Genomic DNA, 19,718 nt, shown 5'->3' with positions numbered 1-19,718 from the left:
TTGTAACCCCAAAATTCAAATTGTTATGAAAAAGTTGATCAACAACTTAATGTATGCAGGGCTAATTCTTATGGCCCTTAATTTTACCTCTTGCCAAGATGAGTTCGAACAAGTAGGAGGTACCGATGAACAAGAGACTATCCAAGCGAATTCTTCAGTAGCTAAACTAATTAAGGAAACCTCTTCCCATGATGGTTCTTATGACAACATTGTGGATGGTGCCAGCTGTTTTGCCTTGCAATTTCCCTACACGGTGGAAGTCAATGGTATTGAGATCACATTGGACTCCAAAGAAGATTTGCACGCCATCGAAGAAATTTTTGATGAAGTTGATGGTGATGATGATATTTTGGAAATTTTCTTTCCCATTACCATTACATTGGCTGATTTTTCAGAAATCGTAATTGAAAACAAGGAACAATTGCTGGCCAAGGCCGAGGAGTGTTTTGAAGGTGGTGATGACGATGATATTGAATGTATTGATTTTGTTTACCCAATTACCCTTTTCACTTTTGATGTCGATTTTCAACAATCGGGTCAAGTAAAAATCGAGAGTGACGAACAAATGAGGAGGTTCTTTGCCGAACTGGAAGATAATGCCATCGTTAGCATTGAATTTCCAATAACGCTTAAAAAATACGATGGAACAGAAATCGTAGTTGAGAACAATGCCTCATTGGATATGGCACTTGGCTATGCGAAAAATGAATGTGATGAGGATGACGACAACGATTACAACGATGACGACTTCACCAAAGAACGCTTGGATGCCTATTTGGTGGAATGCCCATGGGAAGTTCGTGAGATGTATCGCGAAAATGTAGATCAGACCCAGCAGTACTTGGAGTACCTTATGGCCTTTAAAGAAGATGGAAGCGTAACCGTAAATGACCGTATAGGCAACACATTGCACGGTACATGGAGTACAACTGCCACAGACGCTGGCGTTCTTGTAGCTTTGGATTTTGATGTGTTGGTTGATTTTAATATTGAATGGTTGGTCTATGAGTTGGACGAGCATACCATCAAATTCTATAATGACAATGGCAACAAGATTATCCTAAAACAACGTTGCGATATTACTCCGGGAGAAGAACCCAACCCTAATATTTTGCGGGATATTCTTGGTGAGTGTGAGTGGATCATCAAAAAAGTCAAGAATCAAGGTGAGGAAATCGATAGACTCTTGGGCTATGAGTTCAAGTTCATGGCTGAAGGGGTGGTAACCTTGAGCAATGGTATCAATACTTCCGAAGGCACTTGGGAAATCGGGCTTAACAGTGAATTGGTGTTGTCACTAATGATTAATATTGGCGATGAACCTGGTGTAAGTTTTGAGTGGCCAGTTCGTGAACTTACAGATACTCGATTAAAGTTCGATATTGATGAAATCGGTTATGAATTGATTTTGCTCCGAGTTTGTGATGATAGTGCCAATGATGGCGACATCACCGAAATTAGAAATATAATGATGGGTGGACCCTGGAATGTGGCCCTCTACTCAGAAGGTGAAGTTAATTTGACCACAGAATTCAACGATATGGATTTCAATTTCACTACCATGCATCAAGTTGAAGTATCCGAATTGGGTAATGTAACCGCTGAAGGTTTGTGGAGAATACTTCGGGATTCAGAAGAAGGATTGAAGTTCTACCTCAACTTTGATACCGCAGGCAGTTTAGGTGAATTAACTGAGGATTGGAAAATAATTTCAGTTACATCCACTAGAATTGAATTGAAGGACGAGAGTGGTGATGGAACCATAGAAACCTTGGTATTCGAAAAACCATAATAAATTTTCCCCAATCTTTTTGATTTGAGAAGGACGGCTCTCCCCAAAGCCGTCCTTTTCTTTGTTATTATTCTTAACTTTGTCCTCCTTTTTAAAATGAAGAGCACCTATGTTCGATAATTTAAGCGAAAAACTGGATAAGGCACTCCATTCCCTCAAGGGACATGGACAGATAACCGAGATCAATGTTGCGGAAACCCTCAAGGAAGTTCGGAGAGCGTTACTGGATGCCGATGTCAATTTTAAGATAGCCAAGGAATTTACCAATAAAGTAAAGGAAAAAGCACTTGGTCAGAACGTGTTGACCACCTTGCAGCCGGGCCAGCTTATGGTCAAAATTGTAAAGGATGAGTTGACTGAACTCATGGGCGGTGAAACGGAAGGCATTGACCTTTCTGGGAATCCCTCAGTGATTTTGATGTCTGGTCTTCAAGGTTCTGGTAAAACTACCTTTTCCGGAAAATTGGCCAATTTCCTTCAAAATAAAAAGAGCAAAAAACCACTTTTGGTGGCCTGTGATGTCTATCGTCCCGCTGCGATTGACCAGTTACACGTAGTTGGTGAACAAATTGGGGTCGAGGTTTATTCAGATATAGAGAACAATGACCCTGTGGCCATAGCCAAGGCCGGGATAAAACATGCAAAAAGTTTGGGGTGCAACGTAGTAATCATCGATACCGCAGGTCGTTTGGCCGTGGATGAGCAGATGATGAACGAAATTGCCAATATCCATAAAGCGGTTGAACCGCAGGAAACCCTTTTTGTGGTAGATGCCATGACAGGTCAAGATGCGGTGAATACGGCAAAGGCGTTTAACGATGTCCTTAATTTTGATGGGGTCATCCTTACCAAATTGGACGGTGATACCCGTGGTGGTGCGGCCATTTCCATTAAATCTGTGGTGGATAAACCCATCAAGTTCATCGGTACCGGTGAAAAAATGGAGGCCATAGATGTGTTTCACCCTTCACGTATGGCCGACCGTATTTTGGGGATGGGCGATGTGGTTTCCTTGGTGGAACGTGCCCAAGAACAGTTTGATGAAGAACAGGCCCGAAAAATCCAGAAGAAGATTGCCAAGAACAAGTTCGGGTTTGATGATTTCTTGAGCCAGATTCAGCAGATCAAGAAAATGGGGAACATGAAGGACCTCATGGGCATGATTCCCGGTGCAGGAAAAGCATTGAAAGGCTTGGATATTGATGACGATGCCTTTAAGCATATTGAAGCCATCATTCATTCCATGACCCCTGATGAAAGATCTACACCATCCAAATTAAATGCGAGCCGTAAAAAACGAATCGCTGCCGGGAGCGGTACTTCCATCCAAGAAGTAAACCAATTGCTGAAGCAGTTCGAACAAATGAGCAAAATGATGAAGATGATGCAAGGTGGGGGCGGCAAAAAGATGATGCAGATGATGCAGAATATGAGATAACTTTAGTCAGAAGTCAGAAGTCAGAAGTCAGAAGTCAGAAGTCAGAAGTCAGAAGTCAGAAGTCAGAAGTCAGAAGTCAGAGACCAAAACCTAAAAACCAAAACCAAATACAAGACCATGGAAATCCTTGACGGGAAAAAAATATCGAACCAAATCAAAGAAGAAATCACCGTTGAGGTGGCCCAAATGAAGGAAAAGGGTGAAAAAATTCCTCATTTGGCCGCAGTTTTGGTGGGCAATGACGGTGCCAGTCTCACCTATGTGGGAAGCAAGGTGCGTTCCTGCAAAAAAATAGGTTTTGAATCCACTTTGATCCATCTTCCGGAAGAAACCACAGAAGAAGAACTGTTAAAGCATGTGGCCGACTTAAATGCCAACCCTGACATTGATGGGTATATTGTGCAGTTACCGTTGCCCAAACATATTGATGAGGAAAAAGTGCTCATGGCCGTAGACCCAGATAAGGATGTGGATGGTTTTCACCCTACCAATTTCGGAAAAATGGCCTTGGAGATGGAATCCTTTATTTCGGCAACGCCATTTGGTATCATGGAGCTATTGCGTCGGTACAATGTGGAAACCGAAGGAAAACACACCGTTGTCATAGGAAGAAGTCATATTGTGGGAAGACCCATCAGCATCTTAATGAGCCAAAAGGGCAAAGCGGCCAATTCTACCGTGACCCTTACCCACAGCCGAACCAAAGATATTGCCTCACTCACCCGTCAGGCCGATATTGTGGTCTCTGCTTTGGGGGTTCCCAATTTCTTAAAGGCCGACATGGTCAAAGACGGAGTGGTCATCATTGATGTGGGTATTACCCGAGTGCCTGATGATTCCCGTGAAAGAGGGTATTACATCACCGGTGATGTGGACTTTGAAAATGTAAGCAAAAAAGCATCCTACATCACCCCGGTCCCTGGAGGAGTAGGTCCCATGACCATCGCTATGTTACTTAAAAATACCTTGTTGGCCAGGGAAAGACACAAGGCAAATGCCTAGTCGTTATTTTCCTCAGCTTGGGTTTCCATCAAAAGAACCTCTTCTTCATCGTTGGGGGAAATGAAATCAAGGTCATTATCACCTTCATCATTGGTGCAGCTGGTTACGGCCATGGATGAAAACAGTACCGTGATCAATAGTAGAATAATCTTCATAATAGTACGATTTGGGGGCACTATTGCCTGTTCAACTTCTGTTATAACGATTTAGGGTTGTGATTCTTGTTTTTTAACCCAAATATTCGATAACTTACCTAACTGAAAATCAAGTAATATGGCCGCTAGGGTTAGAAATAAGGTAGCATGGGTGGTGTTTGCTTTTTTAGCCATTGGTATTGGCCTGTATCCTCTTTTGTACTTCTTGACTTCGGAGGAAATTGGACTTTTGGCCAGTAAATCAGAAGAAATATTGTCCAGTAAAGTTTGGAAAGGGGCCTTTTATGGGCATATCACCTTTGGTGGCTTGGCACTGCTCACGGGATGGTCCCAGTTCAGTCAAAAGCTTCGCTCCCGAAACCTGAACTTGCACCGAAATATGGGCAAAATTTATGTGATTGCCGCCCTAATTGGTGGCACTTGTGGTGTATATCTTGGTTTTTTTGCCACTGGAGGAATTATCCCAGCTGTTGGTTTTATCTGTTTGGGAGTTATTTGGCTTTACACCACTATCAGGGCGTATATCGCTATCCGCAAAAAAGACCTTTCATTGCACCAAGGCATGATGATTTACAGCTATGCAGCCTGTTTTGCAGCGGTAACCTTACGTATTTGGATGCCATTACTGATTATGGCCACGGGTCAATTTTTGGTGGCCTACAAGATTGTGGCTTGGCTCTGCTGGGTTCCCAATATGATATTTGCCTTTTTTTGGGTACGGCGAAAGGGACTTACAATAGACTGACTTATTTCGCAAATAACTGCCCCATATCCTTAAATGCCTTAAATTCAAGGGCATTTCCAGCGGGATCTAGAAAGAACATGGTGGCTTGCTCCCCAGGCTCCCCTTTAAACCGAATGTAGGGTGCAATGACAAAATCAATTCCTTTGTCCTCCATTTTTTTGGAAAAAGATTGAAAGGTATCCCACTCCAAAACCACACCATAATGGGGAACAGGTACATTTTTGCCATCCACGGGGTTGGTGTGCAAGGCTTCTTCGGATTTGGGTTTGTAATGAATCACCAATTGATGTCCAAAGAAATCAAAATCCACCCAATGGTCGCTGCTCCGTCCTTCTTCGCATTCCAGAACATCTCGGTAAAAAACGCGGCATTCATCCAAATTATGAACGGGGATGGCAACATGAAAAGGGGTAATGTTTTGCATGATGGATTTTTGCTGAAAATTAAAACATCTTTTTTAAGACTCCAAAAAAGAGATGATTTGGTTGTTCACATCTTCCTGGTGCATGGAATGGCCCAATCCCTCTGTGGTGACCAACTGGCTCCCTTCCCATTTTTTGTTGACCTCCGCAGAAGCATGGTAGGGTGTAATGGCATCAAACCTATCATGGAACAATAGTCCTTTTTTGCTGTTGGTTTCCGCAAATCTTGAAGTGGAAAATTCACGGATTTTAAACCCAAACCTATTTTGAATATAATTATCCAAGACCTTCATCACACGGTCATTAAAACGCAGTAGGTCTTGATAATGCTCCATAATTTCGTGAAACTCGGAAGGCGATCCAATAAGAATCATTTTTTCCACTCCGGGATTTGGGTTGATGTATTCATTATACATTAAAGTCATCCCTCCAACCGAGTGGCCAACAAGGTGTTTCGGGTTGAATTTTTGCACCATGTGATGAACCGCTTTTTCATACAGTGGAACATGTAAAATTTTTCCAGAGGAATAGCCATGTGCTGGGGCATCAAACGCAAAAATGTTGAAATTGGCCTCCCCGAGTTTTTTGATAAGGTTTCGCCATCGGAACGTATTGCTTTCCCAACCATGTACCAATAAAACAGTATCCTTTTCACCTTCCCAGTGGTAGGTTTGAATCTGAAGGTTCGCAACATGCTCAACAGAATGTTTGGCTTCTTTCAAATAATCTTGCTGTTGGGGTTGAACACGACCCTTACGAACCGTACAAAACAGATGAAAGGCCTTATTGGCCGCTTTTTTAGGGGCAAAAAGAGTATAAAGGTTAAAATATTGGCCGTAAGCCAATGGAATTATTTTGGTCAGGAATTTTTTCATTTGGTTACTTTTTGTAACTTACTCTTTAAAGGTTACCAAAAATACATATTCATTTTAGAAGATAAAAGAAGTCACCTTAACAAAACTAAGTAGACCTATGGAAACTGTTACTGAAAATCAAGAAGTTAGAACGGCAAAAAAATTGGAGAAAATGTTCGGACACATAGACTTCAGGAACCCACCTGAGCTTTGCCCGGTACGGGATGTCATGTCCGTGGCCTCTGACCAATGGAGTACCTTGATTATTTTATGGCTGGGTTATTTTCCTGTACTTCGTTTTAACAAACTGAAAAAATATGTGTACGGTATTTCCAATAAGGTGTTAAGTCAACGGTTAAAGGTACTTGAGGCCGATGGCTATATTTCCAGAAATGCATACCCCGAAGTACCCATTCGAGTGGAGTACAGCCTTACCGAGTTTGGACAATCCTATGTGGAAAAATTACTGGAATTGACCGAATGGATGCAAGAAAACAGTCCAAAGGTATTGGCCAATCGGGAAAAATACGGATTGCTCTAATCCTGAATGCGATTCCAAATATCCAGATACATTTTCCAATTACCGTCCTCTTTTTTCCAAACGACCACATATTTCCCCCTCCAATTGGCAATGGAACCATCCTTATTTTCCGATTTTCCCTCAAAATATCCATAATCGTGTGCGTAGTCTCCAAGAAAAGTAATTTCCAAGGGGATTATTTCATGATGTAGAATTTTGGTGCCTGCTCCCAACATCCATCGCCCTTTAATAGCTTCCCTTCCTGCTATGATATCAGCATTATTTGGAAAAATTTTGGCATCTGCGGTGTAGCTGTTGGCTATGGTTTCAAAATCACCATTTATATATGCTTTGGAAAATGCTTTTGTGGCCGCAATGATTTTTTCCTTTTCATCGGGATTGGATTGTGCGCATACTACAACAGGAAGTAGGGCAAAAACAAGAAATAGATTTTTCATTGGAATGGCTTTAGGCCATAATTTAACCAAATGAAAAAGGCTTATACTGCTGTTTAGCAATAAATTAACATCTTATTCCCAACCCAACATCAAGTACTTTATTTTGGCTTCATCGGGTATTTGCACCGCTTCAATATTTGATGTGGAAAAACGAAGATTGCTCGGAAGTTCTTCCTTGTCTATAGTAAAATAGAGGTTACTTTCCTTCGGAAAAACCACAATGCTGTTTAAAGTGGTCACTATTTTTTTGATGGTATACTGTTTTTGAATGTCCTTGAAGGTGCTTTGCAATCCAATACCCTTATTTGTGGTGTAGCGTTTGTCCAATATTCTGATATTCTCAATGGTTGGGATGCTATCTGTATTCGAAGTCAGGGTCAACAAAGGTTTGCCGCCTTTTTCAAAGACTTCAATCTTTTTTGATGTTGCCCCAAGATTAAGGTTTGTGGTATCCTTTACAATGGAATCGTTAACAAAGAGGGTTTCCAATTCGGAAACGGGTGATGTTTTTAATAGCGGCCCCACACTATCCTCCGTAATTAGAAAAGGGGTGTTTTTTTCACAGGATTGTACAAAAGCCAATAAGCAGGCCAAGATGGCAACGGTATTTATTTTTTTCATAGAATTATTATCGAATCACTTTTTTTAATACCCCAAGCACGCCACGTATGAAGGTTGCGCTGGTGAGTACCTTTACCACGGGGTTCATTCGGGTACTTCTTCTGGTTGATGTTGATCTTCGAGAGGAGGTTTGTTCTTTTTCTTTTTCAGCTTCCCGTTCTGCTTTTTCAATTTTATCATTCAAGATTTCATAGGCACTTTCCCGATCAATTTCCTCATTGTATTTTTTGATCAACTTGGATTTTCCAAGCGTCTCTTTGAGTTCGGCTTCGGAAAGAATGTCCATTCGGCTCATGGGAGCGCGCATCATGGTGGCGGCCAATGGGGTGGGTCGTCCCTTTTCGTCCAAAGCGGAGATCAAAGCCTCTCCTGTTCCCAAGGAGGTTAGAATTTCAGCCGTATCGTAGAACTCTGTAATGGGATAGTTTTGCGCTGTAAGTTTTATGGCTTTCCGGTCTTTGGCCGTGAATGCCCGTAGGGCATGTTGCACTTTTAACCCCAATTGGGCTAGGACATCGTCTGGAACATCCGTAGGGTTTTGGGTGACAAAATAAAGACCAATTCCCTTAGAGCGAATCAGTTTCACAATGCTTTCAATCTGATCCAATAAAGCTTTGGACGCATTATCAAAAATTAAATGAGCTTCATCAATAAAAAGGACCAACTCAGGCCGTTCACTGTCTCCTTGTTCGGGAAAAGTGGAATATATTTCGGCCAAAAGGCTCAACATAAAAGTCGAGAAAAGTTTGGGGCGGTCTTGGATATCTGTCAAGCGAATGATATTCACATAGCCTCTTCCATTTTCATCAATCCGAACCAAATCCTCCACATCAAAGGACTTCTCTCCAAAGAAAAGCTCAGCACCTTGCTGCTCCAGTTCAATGATTTTTCGCAAAATAGTGCCCGTTGAACTAGTGGAAATTCGCCCATACTCGCTCTGGAACTCTTCCTTGCCCTCGCCAGTGGCATATTGGAGTACTTTTTTAAAATCCTTCAAATCCAAGAGCGGAAGTTTGTTGTCATCGCAATATTTGAATACCACGGCCACAATCCCTTCTTGGGTCACGGAAAGGTCCAGTATTCGGGAAAGCAAAACAGGTCCAAATTCGGAGACCGTGGCCCGCAAGCGAACTCCATCCTGTTCGGAAAGGGACAAAATCTCCACAGGAAAACCTTTGGCTTCAAAAGGCAGTCCTATTTTTTCGTGTCGTTCATCAATCTTGGGATGGCCCGGGCTGGGCTGGGCAATGCCGCTTAGGTCACCTTTAAGGTCCATCAACAACACAGGGATGCCTTTATCGGAAAGATTTTCGGCCAAAACCTGAAGGGTCTTGGTTTTTCCAGTTCCCGTGGCCCCGGCAATAAGGCCATGTCTGTTAAGGGTTTTTAGGGGCACCTTCACGTAGGCATTGGTAATGGTCTCACCATCCAACATTCCGGCTCCCATAGTGATGTAATCCCCTTTTGTGGCATAGCCTTGCTCTATATGTTCAAAGAATTTTTCTTTGTTGCCCATCACATCTAATTTCCGATAAAAATAGGGTAATTTTAAGCAAATCTAAAAACCCTGTCATGAAACCTTTTCAATACATTTTGCTATTGGTCTTTACATTGGGAACAATAATGTTTGCCCATGCCCAAGAAGAAACTGAAATCATTTTCCACAAATCCCATGAGGCCAAAAAGCAGGATGCACCCTTTAGTGATGCGGTGCAGGCTGGGAATCTGTTCTTTTTGGCCGGACAGATAGGAATGGACCATTCCACCCGCACCTTGGTTGAAGGTGGCATCCAAGCCGAAACCAAACAGGCCATTAATAATATTGAAGCTGTTCTGGCCCAACACGGTATGAAATTGGACAATGTGGTAAAATGTACCGTTGTTTTAAGCACTATGGAAGACTTTGCCAGCTTTAATGAGGTTTATATCCAATACTTCACCAATAAACCGGCTCGCACCACTTTTGCGGCAAGTGGGTTGGCCAGGAATGCCAAAATTGAGATAGATGTTATCGCCGTAAGGTAATGCATTCTGGAAAATGCAATAATCCATTGAGGCAACGTATCTTTGCGCCATGGTAAAAGACAATGTGATGGATTTGGTGGACAAGGGCTTGATGCTTCCTTTGATGGAAGAGTTCTACACCATTCAGGGAGAAGGATATCATAAGGGAACAGCTGCTTATTTTATTCGGGTTGGCGGCTGTGATGTGGGATGTCATTGGTGTGATGTGAAGGAAAGCTGGAATGCGGAGACGCATCCACCCACTGCCATTGAAAGCATAGTTGAAAATGCAGCAAAATATTCCGATACCATTGTAATTACGGGTGGAGAGCCCTTGACCTGGGATATGGGCCCCTTGACTACTGGGTTGAAGGACAGGAATTTGCAAATACATATTGAAACCTCTGGAGCGTACCCGTTGACGGGAACTTGGGATTGGATTTGTCTTTCCCCAAAGAAAAACAAGCTTCCGGAAGAAGACATTTACCAAAAAGCCCATGAACTTAAAGTGATTGTCTACAATAAACACGACTTTATTTTTGCTGAGGAACAGGCGGCCAAAGTCAACAAAGATTGTCTTCTTTATCTGCAGCCTGAATGGAGCGTTCGGGATAAGATGGTTCCTTTGATAGTGGATTATGTTATGAAACACCCCAAGTGGAAGGTTTCATTACAAACCCATAAGTATTTGAATATTCCCTAGATTTTCGGGGAACTAACGACCACCATTGCTTTGAAGGTCTAAAAGGCACTCAGAATCCAGTTCAGGGATTGTGGCCAGACCTTTTGAAGCATTACTTTGCATTGCCTTCAATAAAGGTCCACCGAATTGAAGCTCGGCACGCATTAGGCAACCATCTGTTGTGCAGTGGCTATCTGCATCTGGATCTTCATGTTCATTGATGGCTGGGGTTCCTAAATTTACTAGACCTAATAAATGTCCAAATTCATGGTTTAAAGTGGCAGCTTCAACATCGGCAACCGATACAAAAGAGCTGTTTCCCACCAAATCTCGTATGGTTGCTTCGTAAATGACCATGGAAGTATTTTGGTACACGGCACCTAAGGTAACCGTGTCTTCACTTTCATCATCGTTTTCAGTGGGGGCATCAGCAAAATAAATGTACAGGGCCAAGGTAGATCCGTCATTGTAGGCAGTTCGGTTTTCTTTCTCCAAATTCGCAATTTCGTTAAGGGTAAGGGTTTCTTCATTGGGAGAAGGAAGTTCTTTATAGATAAACGTAATATCTTCCTTAAAGGTGCGTGCTGTTATGAATTTCTCAAAAGTTGTGACAGCTTGAATTGTAGGTTGAAAACCAGAGACATAAGCAATCTCTATCAATAAATTGTCAAAATTTGTATTGGCCAGGAAGTCTTCTGCCGATGCTCCCGTACCCAAAAGATTGGCAGATTTGTTAACTTTTGAAGTTGGATTTTCATCAGTTCCTGAATCTTTGGAACAACTCAAGAGCAGTCCAAAGGCAATTAGGGAGTAAACAGCGATTTTCTTTTTCATAGCAATCGATATTGTATAAAACGTTCCATTTCAGAAACTAGTATCAGTTTTTTGTCACTCTGGCCAAATAATCAAAGTGTTCGCCCTCCATAATCAGTTCACAATCAAGATTATTGGCCCAACACGCATTTTGCAAGGTATTGAAATCCACATAAAGCCAGTCGAATGGTTTACCTTTTTCACCCTTATATTCCATGGTAAAGGTAACTTCACCATAATACCTATCATTGTTGGGGATCCAATAACCGCCATCTTCATCTTGTTCAAACATATAGATGATATCGCTGGAATCCAACAAAATTTGTCCATTGGATCGCAATAATGAGGCCAAATGCCGCAAGAAAACATCCAAATTGGACAAAGACCCTGCCAACCCAATGCCATTCATCAAGAGCAGCAAGGTATCAAATCTTTCATTATCATAGCTCATAATGGAGCTGTTTACCAAGGATTTCAGGCCTCGTTCACTACATACTGAAATTGCACCTTTGGAATTGTCAAGAGCGGTAACTTCAAGTCCTTTGTTTTGAAGATAAAGTGCATGATTTCCTGCACCGCAACCGATATCCAACACTTTTCCCTTAGCCAGTTTTAGGGCCTTTTGTTCCAATCTGGGCATTTCATCGAAATTTCGGAACAAATAGGGAAGTGGAATTACATCCTCTTCATCCAAAGAAGAATAGGTCTTAATATCTTCAGAATAGTTGCCGTGGTGATAGTCCACCAAGGCCCTGCCAAGAATATCCGCCATGTTTTTAGTGATAATCAGCAACAAAGGTGTGACTTTAATCGCAGAATACGATTTAATTGGATTCACTTTTTTAAGTTTGTCCCCTATGGAGCCGGAATTGGAACAACTGCCCCAAAAGGCGAAAGAGAAGCATTCGGAGAACAAAAAGTTCTTTGCCAAGCTCAAAAAACGTCCACCAAAGGATTTGGACTATACCATGCAGGAACTCCACCATGCGGAGTTTGAGCGAACCGACTGCTTAACCTGCGCCAACTGCTGCAAGACCACGGGACCCTTGTTTACCAATACGGACATTGAGCGAATTGCCAAGCATTTTAGAATGAAGCCTTCGGAGTTCATTGATCGGTATCTCAGAATTGATGAGGACAAAGACTATGTGCTACAAGAAGTGCCTTGTACATTTTTGGGAGCCGATAACTATTGTTCCATCTATGAAGTGCGGCCCAAGGCGTGTCGAGAGTTTCCCCATACTGACCGAAAAAAGTTTCAACAAATCAGCAATCTTACCCTAAAAAATGTGGCCATTTGTCCTGCGGCCTTCAACATAGTGGAGGAGATGAAAAAAAGAATAAAGATGTGATGATTTCTTATATTTGAGTTTATGGAACAGGTCATTGCCTACTTTGAAACCATTCCCTCTTGGCACCGAAGTCTCATTTTGGTTGGCGGAATCACTTTTTTTTGGATTTTGGAAGGAATTATGCCGCTTTTTAGCGTTCCCTATAAAAAGTGGAGGCATTCTGTTCCCAATTTTTTCTTTACGCTGACCACCATCATCATCAATTTTCCATTGGCTTTTTTGTTGTTGAAAACCTCGGATTGGGCCATGGAAAACCAATTTGGAATCATCAACTGGTTGCCCGAAATGCCTTTGTGGCTTTATGTACTGCTCGGGGTTATGTTTTTGGATTTGATTGGGGCCTATACTGCACATTGGGTGGAACATAAGATAAAGCCATTGTGGATGGTGCATTTGGTGCACCATTCCGATCATAATGTGGATACCACTACGGCCAATAGGCACCATCCGTTGGAAAGTCTGATTCGCTATTCCTTCACCTTGATTGGGGTTTTTATCGTAGGTGCACCCATTGGAATCATCATGCTGTACCAGAGTTTATCGGTGGTGCTTTCGCAGTTCAACCATGCCAATATTCGACTTCCTAAAAAAGTGGACAACGCCATTAGCTGGTTTATTGTAAGTCCGGATATGCACAAAGTGCATCACCATTTTAAATTACCCTATACCGATTCCAACTACGGGAATATTTTTGCCATTTGGGACAGATTGTTCGGAACGTATATGACTTTGGATGTGGACAAAATTGTGTATGGTGTGGATACCTTCCCCGATGAAAAGGAGAACAGTAGCATCAAAGGTTTGCTAAAGCAGCCCTTTCATAAGTACAGAAGACCAACGACTGAAGGCTAAAGGGTCATTTCAAAATGAGATGTACCCGTCGTCTATTGAAAAATCACTTTTTCTAGACCAAGCACAAGCTTCAAGTTCAAAAGCAAAACCAAAGATTCTTCGCTCTGCTCAGAATGACAAAAAAGAACATTCGAGCCATTCGTAAAATTCGTGTCGGGATACAGGTTAATTATAGATTAAATATTTTACTCTGATTGTTTTAAAGGCCTCCAAGTCCTTCTGCCAAGTCGCTTTTATCTCCGCTTCGGAAAGTCCGGATTCAATTTGTTGCTGTAAAAGTGCTGTGCCCGCATGTTTGGTAAAGCCACTGGTGAGGAAAAATTTGGATTTGTCCAAGGTGTTTTGGTAGGCATCGATCACCCACTTTAGGGAAACCTCATCCATCCGAGGAGAATTTGATAAGTCTTTTCCAAAACAAGTTTTTCCTTCCTCTTTAGGATTTTTCGAGCCAAAATTGGGCTCAGGAATATAACTGAAATCATATTTGGTACTATCCATAAAGGAGGCTCCATATCGTTGAAATTGGTATTCGGTTCCTCGGCCTGCGTTTACATTGGTACCTTCAAATAAGCCCAAACTGGGGTAAAGTGTAATGGAGACATCATTCGGTAAGTTGGGCGAGGGGCGAATGGGGAGATGATATTCAGACTCATGGGTGTAGTTTTCCAATTGGACTACGGTCAAATCTGCTTTTACTCCATTTTCCAGCCAACCTTCACCATTAAGTAGTTGGGCATATTCCCCAATGGTCATTCCATAAACCAAAGGAATAGGGGTCATCCCCAAAAAACTGGTGTTTTCCTTTTCCATCGTTGGACCATCCACATAATGCCCGTTGGGATTAGGTCGGTCCAATACGATAATGGGTGTGTTGTGCTCCGCACAGGCCTCCATCACCAATTGTAGGGTGGCAATGAAGGTGTAAAACCGAACCCCCACATCTTGGATGTCAAAAACAACCACATCGAGTCCATCCAAAAGCTCTTGGGAGGGTTTTCGGTTTTTTCCGTACAATGAAATAATGGGAATTCCCGTTTGGGCATCCACACCATCCTTTACATGTTCCCCGGCATCGGCCTGACCGCGGAATCCATGTTCTGGAGCAAAGACTTTTTTCACATCAACATTAAGCGATACCAAAGAATCAACCAAGTGTGTATACCCTTGGTCATTAAAAATCGCACTCGTTGGATTGGCCACGATTCCAATTTTTTTGCCTTTCAAAAGGGGAAGGTAGTTTTCGGTTCGATTGGCAGCTACTACGATTTCTAAAACGGTATCTTTTGAGGGTTCACTAGACAAGGATTTTGGTTCTTTTTGCTGTCCCTTGCAGGAAGAAAACACTAAAACCAACAATAAAAATGTACTTTTGAAAAGAGATAAAATGGGCATCCGTTGAATTTAGAACTGTTTATTGCCAAACGCCTGATTACAGGGAAGGAGCATAAAATTAGTGTTTCCGCCCCTATAATAAAAATTGCCATAGCCGCAATCGCCATTGGTGTGGTCATGATGCTCATTGCCATTGCCACAGGTGTTGGCCTTAAGCGCAAAATCCGAGAAAAAGTTGCAGCGTTCAACGGTCATATTCAAATTTCCAATTACGATAATAATACTTCCGATGTTTCCATATCTCCCATTGACCTAAACCAAGATTTTTATCCGGAGTTTACCAATGTGGATGGGGTAAAGCATGTTCAGGCTGTGGCCACCAAAGGTGGAATCATCCGTACAGAGGATACTTTTGAAGGAATTTTGGCCAAGGGTGTGGGCAAGGATTATGACTGGTCGGCGTTTGCGGAATATATTGTTGAAGGTAGGTTGCCCGATTATTCAGGAAAGCTCAATGAAGAAGTATTGCTGTCCCAAATGATGGCCAATAGACTGCAATTGGGCGTTGGAGACACTTTTTTTTCTTTTTTTCTGAAGGATGGGGATGCATCCAGACCCCCGAACACCCGAAGATTTGACATTGTAGGCATCTATGATAGCGGTTTTGAGGAGTTTGATGCCACCTATGTCTTTGTGGATATTCGACATATACAACGCATGAACCAATGGGAAGAAGATCAAGTGGGCAGCTTTGAAGTTTTTTTGGATGATTTTGACCAATTGGAGGAAAAAAGTGATGAGATTTATGGAAAAACAGTCTCCAGTTTGGATACCCAGAACATCAAGACCAAATACTACCGCATTTTTGAATGGATAGGACTGTTCGATTTCAATATCGCTCTCATCATTGGAATTATGATCATTGTGGGGGGCATCAACATGATTACGGCCCTTTTAGTATTGATTTTGGAACGTACCCAAATGATTGGGATTCTAAAAGCACTGGGGTCGGCCAATTGGAGCATTCGAAAGGTGTTTTTGTACAATGCCGCCTACTTGATTGCCATTGGTTTACTATGGGGGAATGCCTTGGGATTGGGGCTCCTTTTTATTCAAGACAAGTACCGAATGTTCAAGTTTCCCAATCCAGAGGAGTACTATATTGATTACATACCCGTCTATTTAGATATTCCTACTGTGGTTATCCTAAATTTGGGCGTAATGTTGCTTTGTCTGCTGATGCTCTTGATTCCTTCGTACATCATTACCAAGATAACCCCCGTGAAAGCCATAAAGTTCGAGTAAGGATTTTAAAATCAATAGAACTAAGCAAAGAGTTTAACCTCTCTTGGATTCAATTTAACATCCATAAAAGGTATCTTTATAGCAATGGAATACGCAGAAAACATATTGGGTACCATAGGGAATACCCCTTTGGTGAAAATGAACAAGTTAACGGCGGATTTACCTTGTTTGGTCTTGGCCAAGTATGAGACTTTCAATCCGGGAAATTCGGTGAAGGACCGTATGGCCCTGCAAATGGTGGAGGATGCCGAAGCAGCCGGGATTCTAAAACCGGGTGGAACCATTATTGAAGGAACCTCGGGCAATACGGGAATGGGGTTGGCCTTGGCCGCAGTGGTCAAAGGGTACAAAATGATTTGTGTGATCAGTGATAAACAGTCCAAGGAAAAAATGGATATTCTAAAAGCCATGGGAAGTGAGGTTCATGTATGTCCTACCGATGTGGCTCCTGACGACCCGCGTAGCTATTATTCAACTGCAAAACGTTTGTCCACCGAAATTCCCAATTCGTGGTATGTGAACCAATATGATAACCCTGGGAATACCAAAGCCCATTATTTGAGTACCGGCCCCGAGATTTGGAATCAGACCGATGGAAAAATAACCCATTTTGTAGTAGGTGTAGGTACCGGTGGAACCATATCGGGCGTTGGCAAATATCTCAAAGAGAAAAACCCTAATATTAAGGTTTGGGGGGTTGATACCTTCGGTTCTGTTTTCAAAAAATACCATGAGACCGGAATTTTCGATGAAAATGAGATATACCCTTACATCACTGAAGGTATTGGGGAGGACATCTTGCCCAAAAATGTGGATTTTGATATCATTGATGGCTTTACCAAAGTCACTGATAAAGATGCCGCTATCTATACCCGCCGTTTGGCCCGAGAAGAAGGCATGTTTTTGGGAAATTCCGCAGGGGCGGCCATCAAAGGAGTACTACAATTAAAGGAACATTTTACGAAAGATGATGTGGTGGTCGTGCTCTTTCATGATCATGGAAGTCGGTATGTAGCCAAAATATTCAACGACGATTGGATGCGGGAGAAGGGATTTATCGATTAAAAATTGATAAATTCGGGTCAAAACAGAACACTATGCCCGTCAAGTACCTTTTTACCACCCTAACGTTTTTGCTGGCCCTTTCCATCACTGCCCAGAAACTTTCCAGAACCGAGAAAAAGATTGTCGCTTCCATAGAAAGTAGCAATGCTGAAGCCATCGATTTTTTAAAAAAAGTGGTCAACATCAATAGTGGCACTTTAAATGCCAAAGGGGTCAAGGAAGTTGGGATGGTATTTAAGGATGCCTTTGATAATATTGGTTTCGAAACCAAATGGATAGAAATGCCCAGCGAGATGGGCCGGGCAGGCCATCTTTTTGCTGAAACTTCAGGAAATAAAGGGAAAAAACTATTGCTCATTGGGCATTTGGATACGGTTTTTGAGGAAGATAGTCCTTTCCAAACCTTTGAAATGGTCAATGATAGTATTGCACATGCTCCTGGCGGCAATGATATGAAAGGAGGTGATGTCATTATGTTATATGCCTTAAAGGCTCTGCAAGAGAATGGATTGTTGAAAGATGCCCAGATTATTGCTGCATATACTGGGGATGAAGAGAGTACTGGAAAACCCTTGTCCATTAGCCGTAAGGATTTGATTGATGCCGCAAAGCGAAGTGATATTGCTCTCGGTTTTGAAACTTCCACGGGATTTAATTATGCTACAGTAGCCCGAAGAGGAGCTTCTGGTTGGGAAGTGGAAGTTGAGGGAAAACGTGCCCATTCTTCTGGAATTTTTAGTGAAAACACTGGAGCTGGTGCCATTTTTGAAATCTCCCGTATCCTTCATGAATTTTATACCGATGTGAAGGGTGAAGACCTTTTGACTTTCAATCCAGGAACACTTTTGGGAGGTACTTTTGTGAATTTTGATGTATCAACGAGCAAAGGCGACGTATTTGGAAAAACCAACGTGGTTGCCCAAAAAGCAATGGTTCGTGGAGGACTCCGATTTATTTCCGAAGAGCAAAAGGAGAGAGCCCGGGCAAAAATGCGCGAAATTGTTGACCAAAACCTGCCCAAAACTTCAGCCACCATAAGCTTTACCGATAGTTATCCGGCCATGCAGCCTACCGAAGGGAATATGCAATTGTTGGAGACCCTGAACCAAGTGAGTCTCGATTTAAAACGAGGCGAAGTATTGGCCTATGATCCTGGGAAAAGAGGTGCCGCAGATGTGTCCTTTGTGGCGCAGTATGTGGATTGTCTGGATGGATTGGGGACTATGGGTTCAAATGCCCATACTCCTGAGGAAACTGTCAATCTAAATACCATTGAAGCCTTGACCAAACGTACCGCAATTCTAATTTACCGATTGATCAATACCAAATCATGATTGAACTTAAAAATGAACAAGCTACCGTAGGCATAGACGCTGGAGAGTTGGTAAGTTTTGTGGTCGATGGGCATGAGTTTATCCATCAAAAGGGGAGTCCGGGCTGGAGAAGTTCCGATACGGAAATGTTTCCCATAATTGGTCCGGTAAATGAGGCAGGTTTCAATGTTCAGGTGCCGAGGGGCAATGCCATTCAAGATCAGCACGGACTGCTTCGGGAGTTGGAATATGAACTGCGTTCCCGGACGGAAGATTTGGCCGTTTTTGCAAAGCACTATAAAGCGGGAACCCCTATAAAGAATTCAAAATTTCCCGAAAAGTCACCTAAACAATGGCTCATGTGGCCCTATAGTTTTGGTTTTGAAAAATCATTTTCCTTGCAGGACCAAACCTTGGAAATTAGGTTTACCATTTCCGGGGAAAGGGATATGCCCTTTATGTTGGGATACCACCCGGCCTTTAAGCTTCACTCAGACAGCCCAACCCTAATTGCCAATCGGCAGGAAATTTCTTTGGATGCCATTTTGGAAGTGGGGAGCAGGGCTTTACAAGTGGAAAACTGTACTTCCATTACCTTAAAAGACGAGAAAGAAATTGCGATTGAAACTGAAGGGTTTGGACAATTTATGTGCTGGACCGAAGTCAGGAACATGGTCTGCATTGAACCCATTTCATTTTATCCCTATGCAGTGGAACAGCGGGATTTATATCTTGGTTTTCAACATTTAGAGGATGAAGACACCATCTTTAAGGTGCGATTGAAGGTCTGATCATCGAAAATGTTCCAAAATTCATGATTTTCCAACATTGCGTAAACTTTTTCTTACTAAATTGGGAATGAGAAAGCATTGCCGTTCAGTTGGTTTTGTTTTTCATTGCACTTTTCAAAGGAAACAATAGGGATTCTAAACCAAGGATTCTGGTGTCGGGGCTACATGACCAAAACCAATCCAATTATGGAAATCATACTTC

The 19,718-nt window shown here is 42.3% G+C and carries 22 protein-coding genes; 13 read left to right on the top strand and 9 right to left on the bottom strand.

Going from position 1 to position 19,718, the window contains the following annotated elements; all coding sequences use genetic code 11:
• The first annotated feature begins 25 nt into the window (after nucleotides 1-25).
• The 3 genes from FG28_RS02785 to folD all read left to right on the top strand — a co-directional run bounded on the left by FG28_RS02785 (nucleotide 26) and on the right by folD (nucleotide 4,232).
• Entirely contained in the window at nucleotides 26-1,792 is a 1,767-nt protein-coding gene (locus FG28_RS02785; RefSeq protein WP_036379758.1) for a hypothetical protein, read from the top strand.
• Between the two features lie 109 nt (nucleotides 1,793-1,901).
• The gene (gene ffh, locus FG28_RS02780; protein ID WP_036379756.1) at nucleotides 1,902-3,230 is read left to right on the top strand and encodes a signal recognition particle protein; all 1,329 of its coding nucleotides are present in this window, start codon (nucleotides 1,902-1,904) and stop codon (nucleotides 3,228-3,230) included.
• Between the two features lie 117 nt (nucleotides 3,231-3,347).
• Nucleotides 3,348-4,232, top strand: coding sequence for a bifunctional methylenetetrahydrofolate dehydrogenase/methenyltetrahydrofolate cyclohydrolase FolD (gene folD / locus FG28_RS02775; RefSeq protein WP_036379755.1), 885 nt, complete (start codon nucleotides 3,348-3,350; stop codon nucleotides 4,230-4,232).
• Here folD and FG28_RS20550 read toward each other — a convergent pair.
• A complete protein-coding gene (locus FG28_RS20550) occupies nucleotides 4,229-4,387 on the bottom strand; it encodes a hypothetical protein (RefSeq protein ID WP_156102188.1) in 159 nt (52 codons plus the stop codon). The genes folD and FG28_RS20550 overlap by 4 nt on opposite strands.
• Nucleotides 4,388-4,505: 118 nt before the next feature.
• Between FG28_RS20550 and FG28_RS02770 the strand changes: the two genes are divergently transcribed.
• On the top strand, nucleotides 4,506-5,132 hold the full coding sequence (locus FG28_RS02770; protein WP_036379753.1) for a DUF2306 domain-containing protein: 627 nt from the start codon (nucleotides 4,506-4,508) through the stop codon (nucleotides 5,130-5,132).
• A gap of 1 nt (nucleotide 5,133) precedes the next feature.
• On the opposite strand, the gene FG28_RS20545 is transcribed toward FG28_RS02770, so the two are convergent.
• Both FG28_RS20545 and FG28_RS02760 read right to left on the bottom strand, forming a co-directional pair.
• The gene (locus tag FG28_RS20545) at nucleotides 5,134-5,556 is read right to left on the bottom strand and encodes a VOC family protein (RefSeq protein ID WP_036379751.1); all 423 of its coding nucleotides are present in this window, start codon (nucleotides 5,554-5,556) and stop codon (nucleotides 5,134-5,136) included.
• Between the two features lie 33 nt (nucleotides 5,557-5,589).
• Complete coding sequence (locus tag FG28_RS02760; RefSeq protein ID WP_036379748.1) at nucleotides 5,590-6,429, bottom strand: alpha/beta fold hydrolase; 840 nt, start codon at nucleotides 6,427-6,429, stop codon at nucleotides 5,590-5,592.
• 97 nt (nucleotides 6,430-6,526) lie between these two features.
• On the opposite strand from FG28_RS02760, the gene FG28_RS02755 reads away from it, so the two are divergent.
• The gene (locus FG28_RS02755; protein ID WP_036379745.1) at nucleotides 6,527-6,949 is read left to right on the top strand and encodes a helix-turn-helix domain-containing protein; all 423 of its coding nucleotides are present in this window, start codon (nucleotides 6,527-6,529) and stop codon (nucleotides 6,947-6,949) included.
• On the opposite strand, the gene FG28_RS02750 is transcribed toward FG28_RS02755, so the two are convergent.
• The 3 genes from FG28_RS02750 to FG28_RS02740 form a co-directional block, all read right to left on the bottom strand.
• Nucleotides 6,946-7,386 carry a DUF4440 domain-containing protein gene (locus FG28_RS02750; RefSeq protein ID WP_036379742.1) on the bottom strand — a complete coding sequence of 147 codons (441 nt, stop codon included), beginning with the start codon at nucleotides 7,384-7,386 and terminating at the stop codon, nucleotides 6,946-6,948. The genes FG28_RS02755 and FG28_RS02750 overlap by 4 nt on opposite strands.
• Before the next feature lie 72 nt (nucleotides 7,387-7,458).
• The gene (locus FG28_RS02745) at nucleotides 7,459-8,007 is read right to left on the bottom strand and encodes a hypothetical protein (protein ID WP_036379740.1); all 549 of its coding nucleotides are present in this window, start codon (nucleotides 8,005-8,007) and stop codon (nucleotides 7,459-7,461) included.
• A gap of 7 nt (nucleotides 8,008-8,014) precedes the next feature.
• Nucleotides 8,015-9,523: a helicase HerA-like domain-containing protein gene (locus FG28_RS02740; protein ID WP_036379738.1), complete on the bottom strand. Its 1,509-nt coding sequence runs from the start codon at nucleotides 9,521-9,523 to the stop codon at nucleotides 8,015-8,017.
• A 56-nt stretch (nucleotides 9,524-9,579) separates the two neighbouring features.
• Between FG28_RS02740 and FG28_RS02735 the strand changes: the two genes are divergently transcribed.
• Together FG28_RS02735 and FG28_RS02730 are read left to right on the top strand one after the other, a co-directional pair.
• Entirely contained in the window at nucleotides 9,580-10,032 is a 453-nt protein-coding gene (locus FG28_RS02735; RefSeq protein ID WP_036379736.1) for a RidA family protein, read from the top strand.
• A gap of 49 nt (nucleotides 10,033-10,081) precedes the next feature.
• Nucleotides 10,082-10,714: a 7-carboxy-7-deazaguanine synthase QueE gene (locus tag FG28_RS02730; RefSeq protein ID WP_036379734.1), complete on the top strand. Its 633-nt coding sequence runs from the start codon at nucleotides 10,082-10,084 to the stop codon at nucleotides 10,712-10,714.
• 12 nt (nucleotides 10,715-10,726) lie between these two features.
• Here FG28_RS02730 and FG28_RS02725 read toward each other — a convergent pair whose 3' ends face one another.
• Nucleotides 10,727-11,527 (bottom strand): hypothetical protein, encoded by an 801-nt coding sequence (locus FG28_RS02725; RefSeq protein WP_036379732.1) that lies wholly within the window; start codon nucleotides 11,525-11,527, stop codon nucleotides 10,727-10,729.
• A 43-nt stretch (nucleotides 11,528-11,570) separates the two neighbouring features.
• The gene (locus FG28_RS02720; RefSeq protein ID WP_036379730.1) at nucleotides 11,571-12,278 is read right to left on the bottom strand and encodes a bifunctional 2-polyprenyl-6-hydroxyphenol methylase/3-demethylubiquinol 3-O-methyltransferase UbiG; all 708 of its coding nucleotides are present in this window, start codon (nucleotides 12,276-12,278) and stop codon (nucleotides 11,571-11,573) included.
• A gap of 85 nt (nucleotides 12,279-12,363) precedes the next feature.
• Between FG28_RS02720 and FG28_RS02715 the strand changes: the two genes are divergently transcribed.
• Nucleotides 12,364-12,858, top strand: a complete 495-nt coding sequence (locus tag FG28_RS02715) for a YkgJ family cysteine cluster protein (RefSeq protein WP_036379728.1) — start codon at nucleotides 12,364-12,366, stop codon at nucleotides 12,856-12,858.
• 21 nt (nucleotides 12,859-12,879) lie between these two features.
• Entirely contained in the window at nucleotides 12,880-13,710 is an 831-nt protein-coding gene (locus FG28_RS02710; protein WP_036379726.1) for a sterol desaturase family protein, read from the top strand.
• Nucleotides 13,711-13,875: 165 nt separating this feature from the next.
• Here the strand turns inward: FG28_RS02710 and FG28_RS02705 are convergent, their stop codons facing one another.
• A complete protein-coding gene (locus tag FG28_RS02705) occupies nucleotides 13,876-15,102 on the bottom strand; it encodes an exo-beta-N-acetylmuramidase NamZ domain-containing protein (protein ID WP_036379723.1) in 1,227 nt (408 codons plus the stop codon).
• Nucleotides 15,103-15,105: 3 nt separating this feature from the next.
• On the opposite strand from FG28_RS02705, the gene FG28_RS02700 reads away from it, so the two are divergent.
• The 4 genes from FG28_RS02700 (at nucleotide 15,106) to FG28_RS02685 (ending at nucleotide 19,516) form a co-directional block, all read left to right on the top strand.
• Nucleotides 15,106-16,347: an ABC transporter permease gene (locus tag FG28_RS02700; RefSeq protein ID WP_036379722.1), complete on the top strand. Its 1,242-nt coding sequence runs from the start codon at nucleotides 15,106-15,108 to the stop codon at nucleotides 16,345-16,347.
• 84 nt (nucleotides 16,348-16,431) lie between these two features.
• On the top strand, nucleotides 16,432-17,412 hold the full coding sequence (locus FG28_RS02695; protein ID WP_036379719.1) for a PLP-dependent cysteine synthase family protein: 981 nt from the start codon (nucleotides 16,432-16,434) through the stop codon (nucleotides 17,410-17,412).
• A gap of 32 nt (nucleotides 17,413-17,444) precedes the next feature.
• A complete protein-coding gene (locus FG28_RS02690; protein ID WP_036379717.1) occupies nucleotides 17,445-18,746 on the top strand; it encodes a M20/M25/M40 family metallo-hydrolase in 1,302 nt (433 codons plus the stop codon).
• Complete coding sequence (locus tag FG28_RS02685) at nucleotides 18,743-19,516, top strand: aldose epimerase (protein ID WP_036379715.1); 774 nt, start codon at nucleotides 18,743-18,745, stop codon at nucleotides 19,514-19,516. The genes FG28_RS02690 and FG28_RS02685 overlap by 4 nt, the downstream gene beginning before the upstream one ends.
• The last annotated feature ends 202 nt before the right edge of the window (nucleotides 19,517-19,718 follow it).

It is taken from the genome of Muricauda sp. MAR_2010_75 (assembly GCF_000745185.1).
GTDB lineage: Bacteria > Bacteroidota > Bacteroidia > Flavobacteriales > Flavobacteriaceae > Flagellimonas.
Note: the sequence above shows the minus strand (reverse complement) of the source record. Positions and strands in the feature narration are given on the sequence as shown.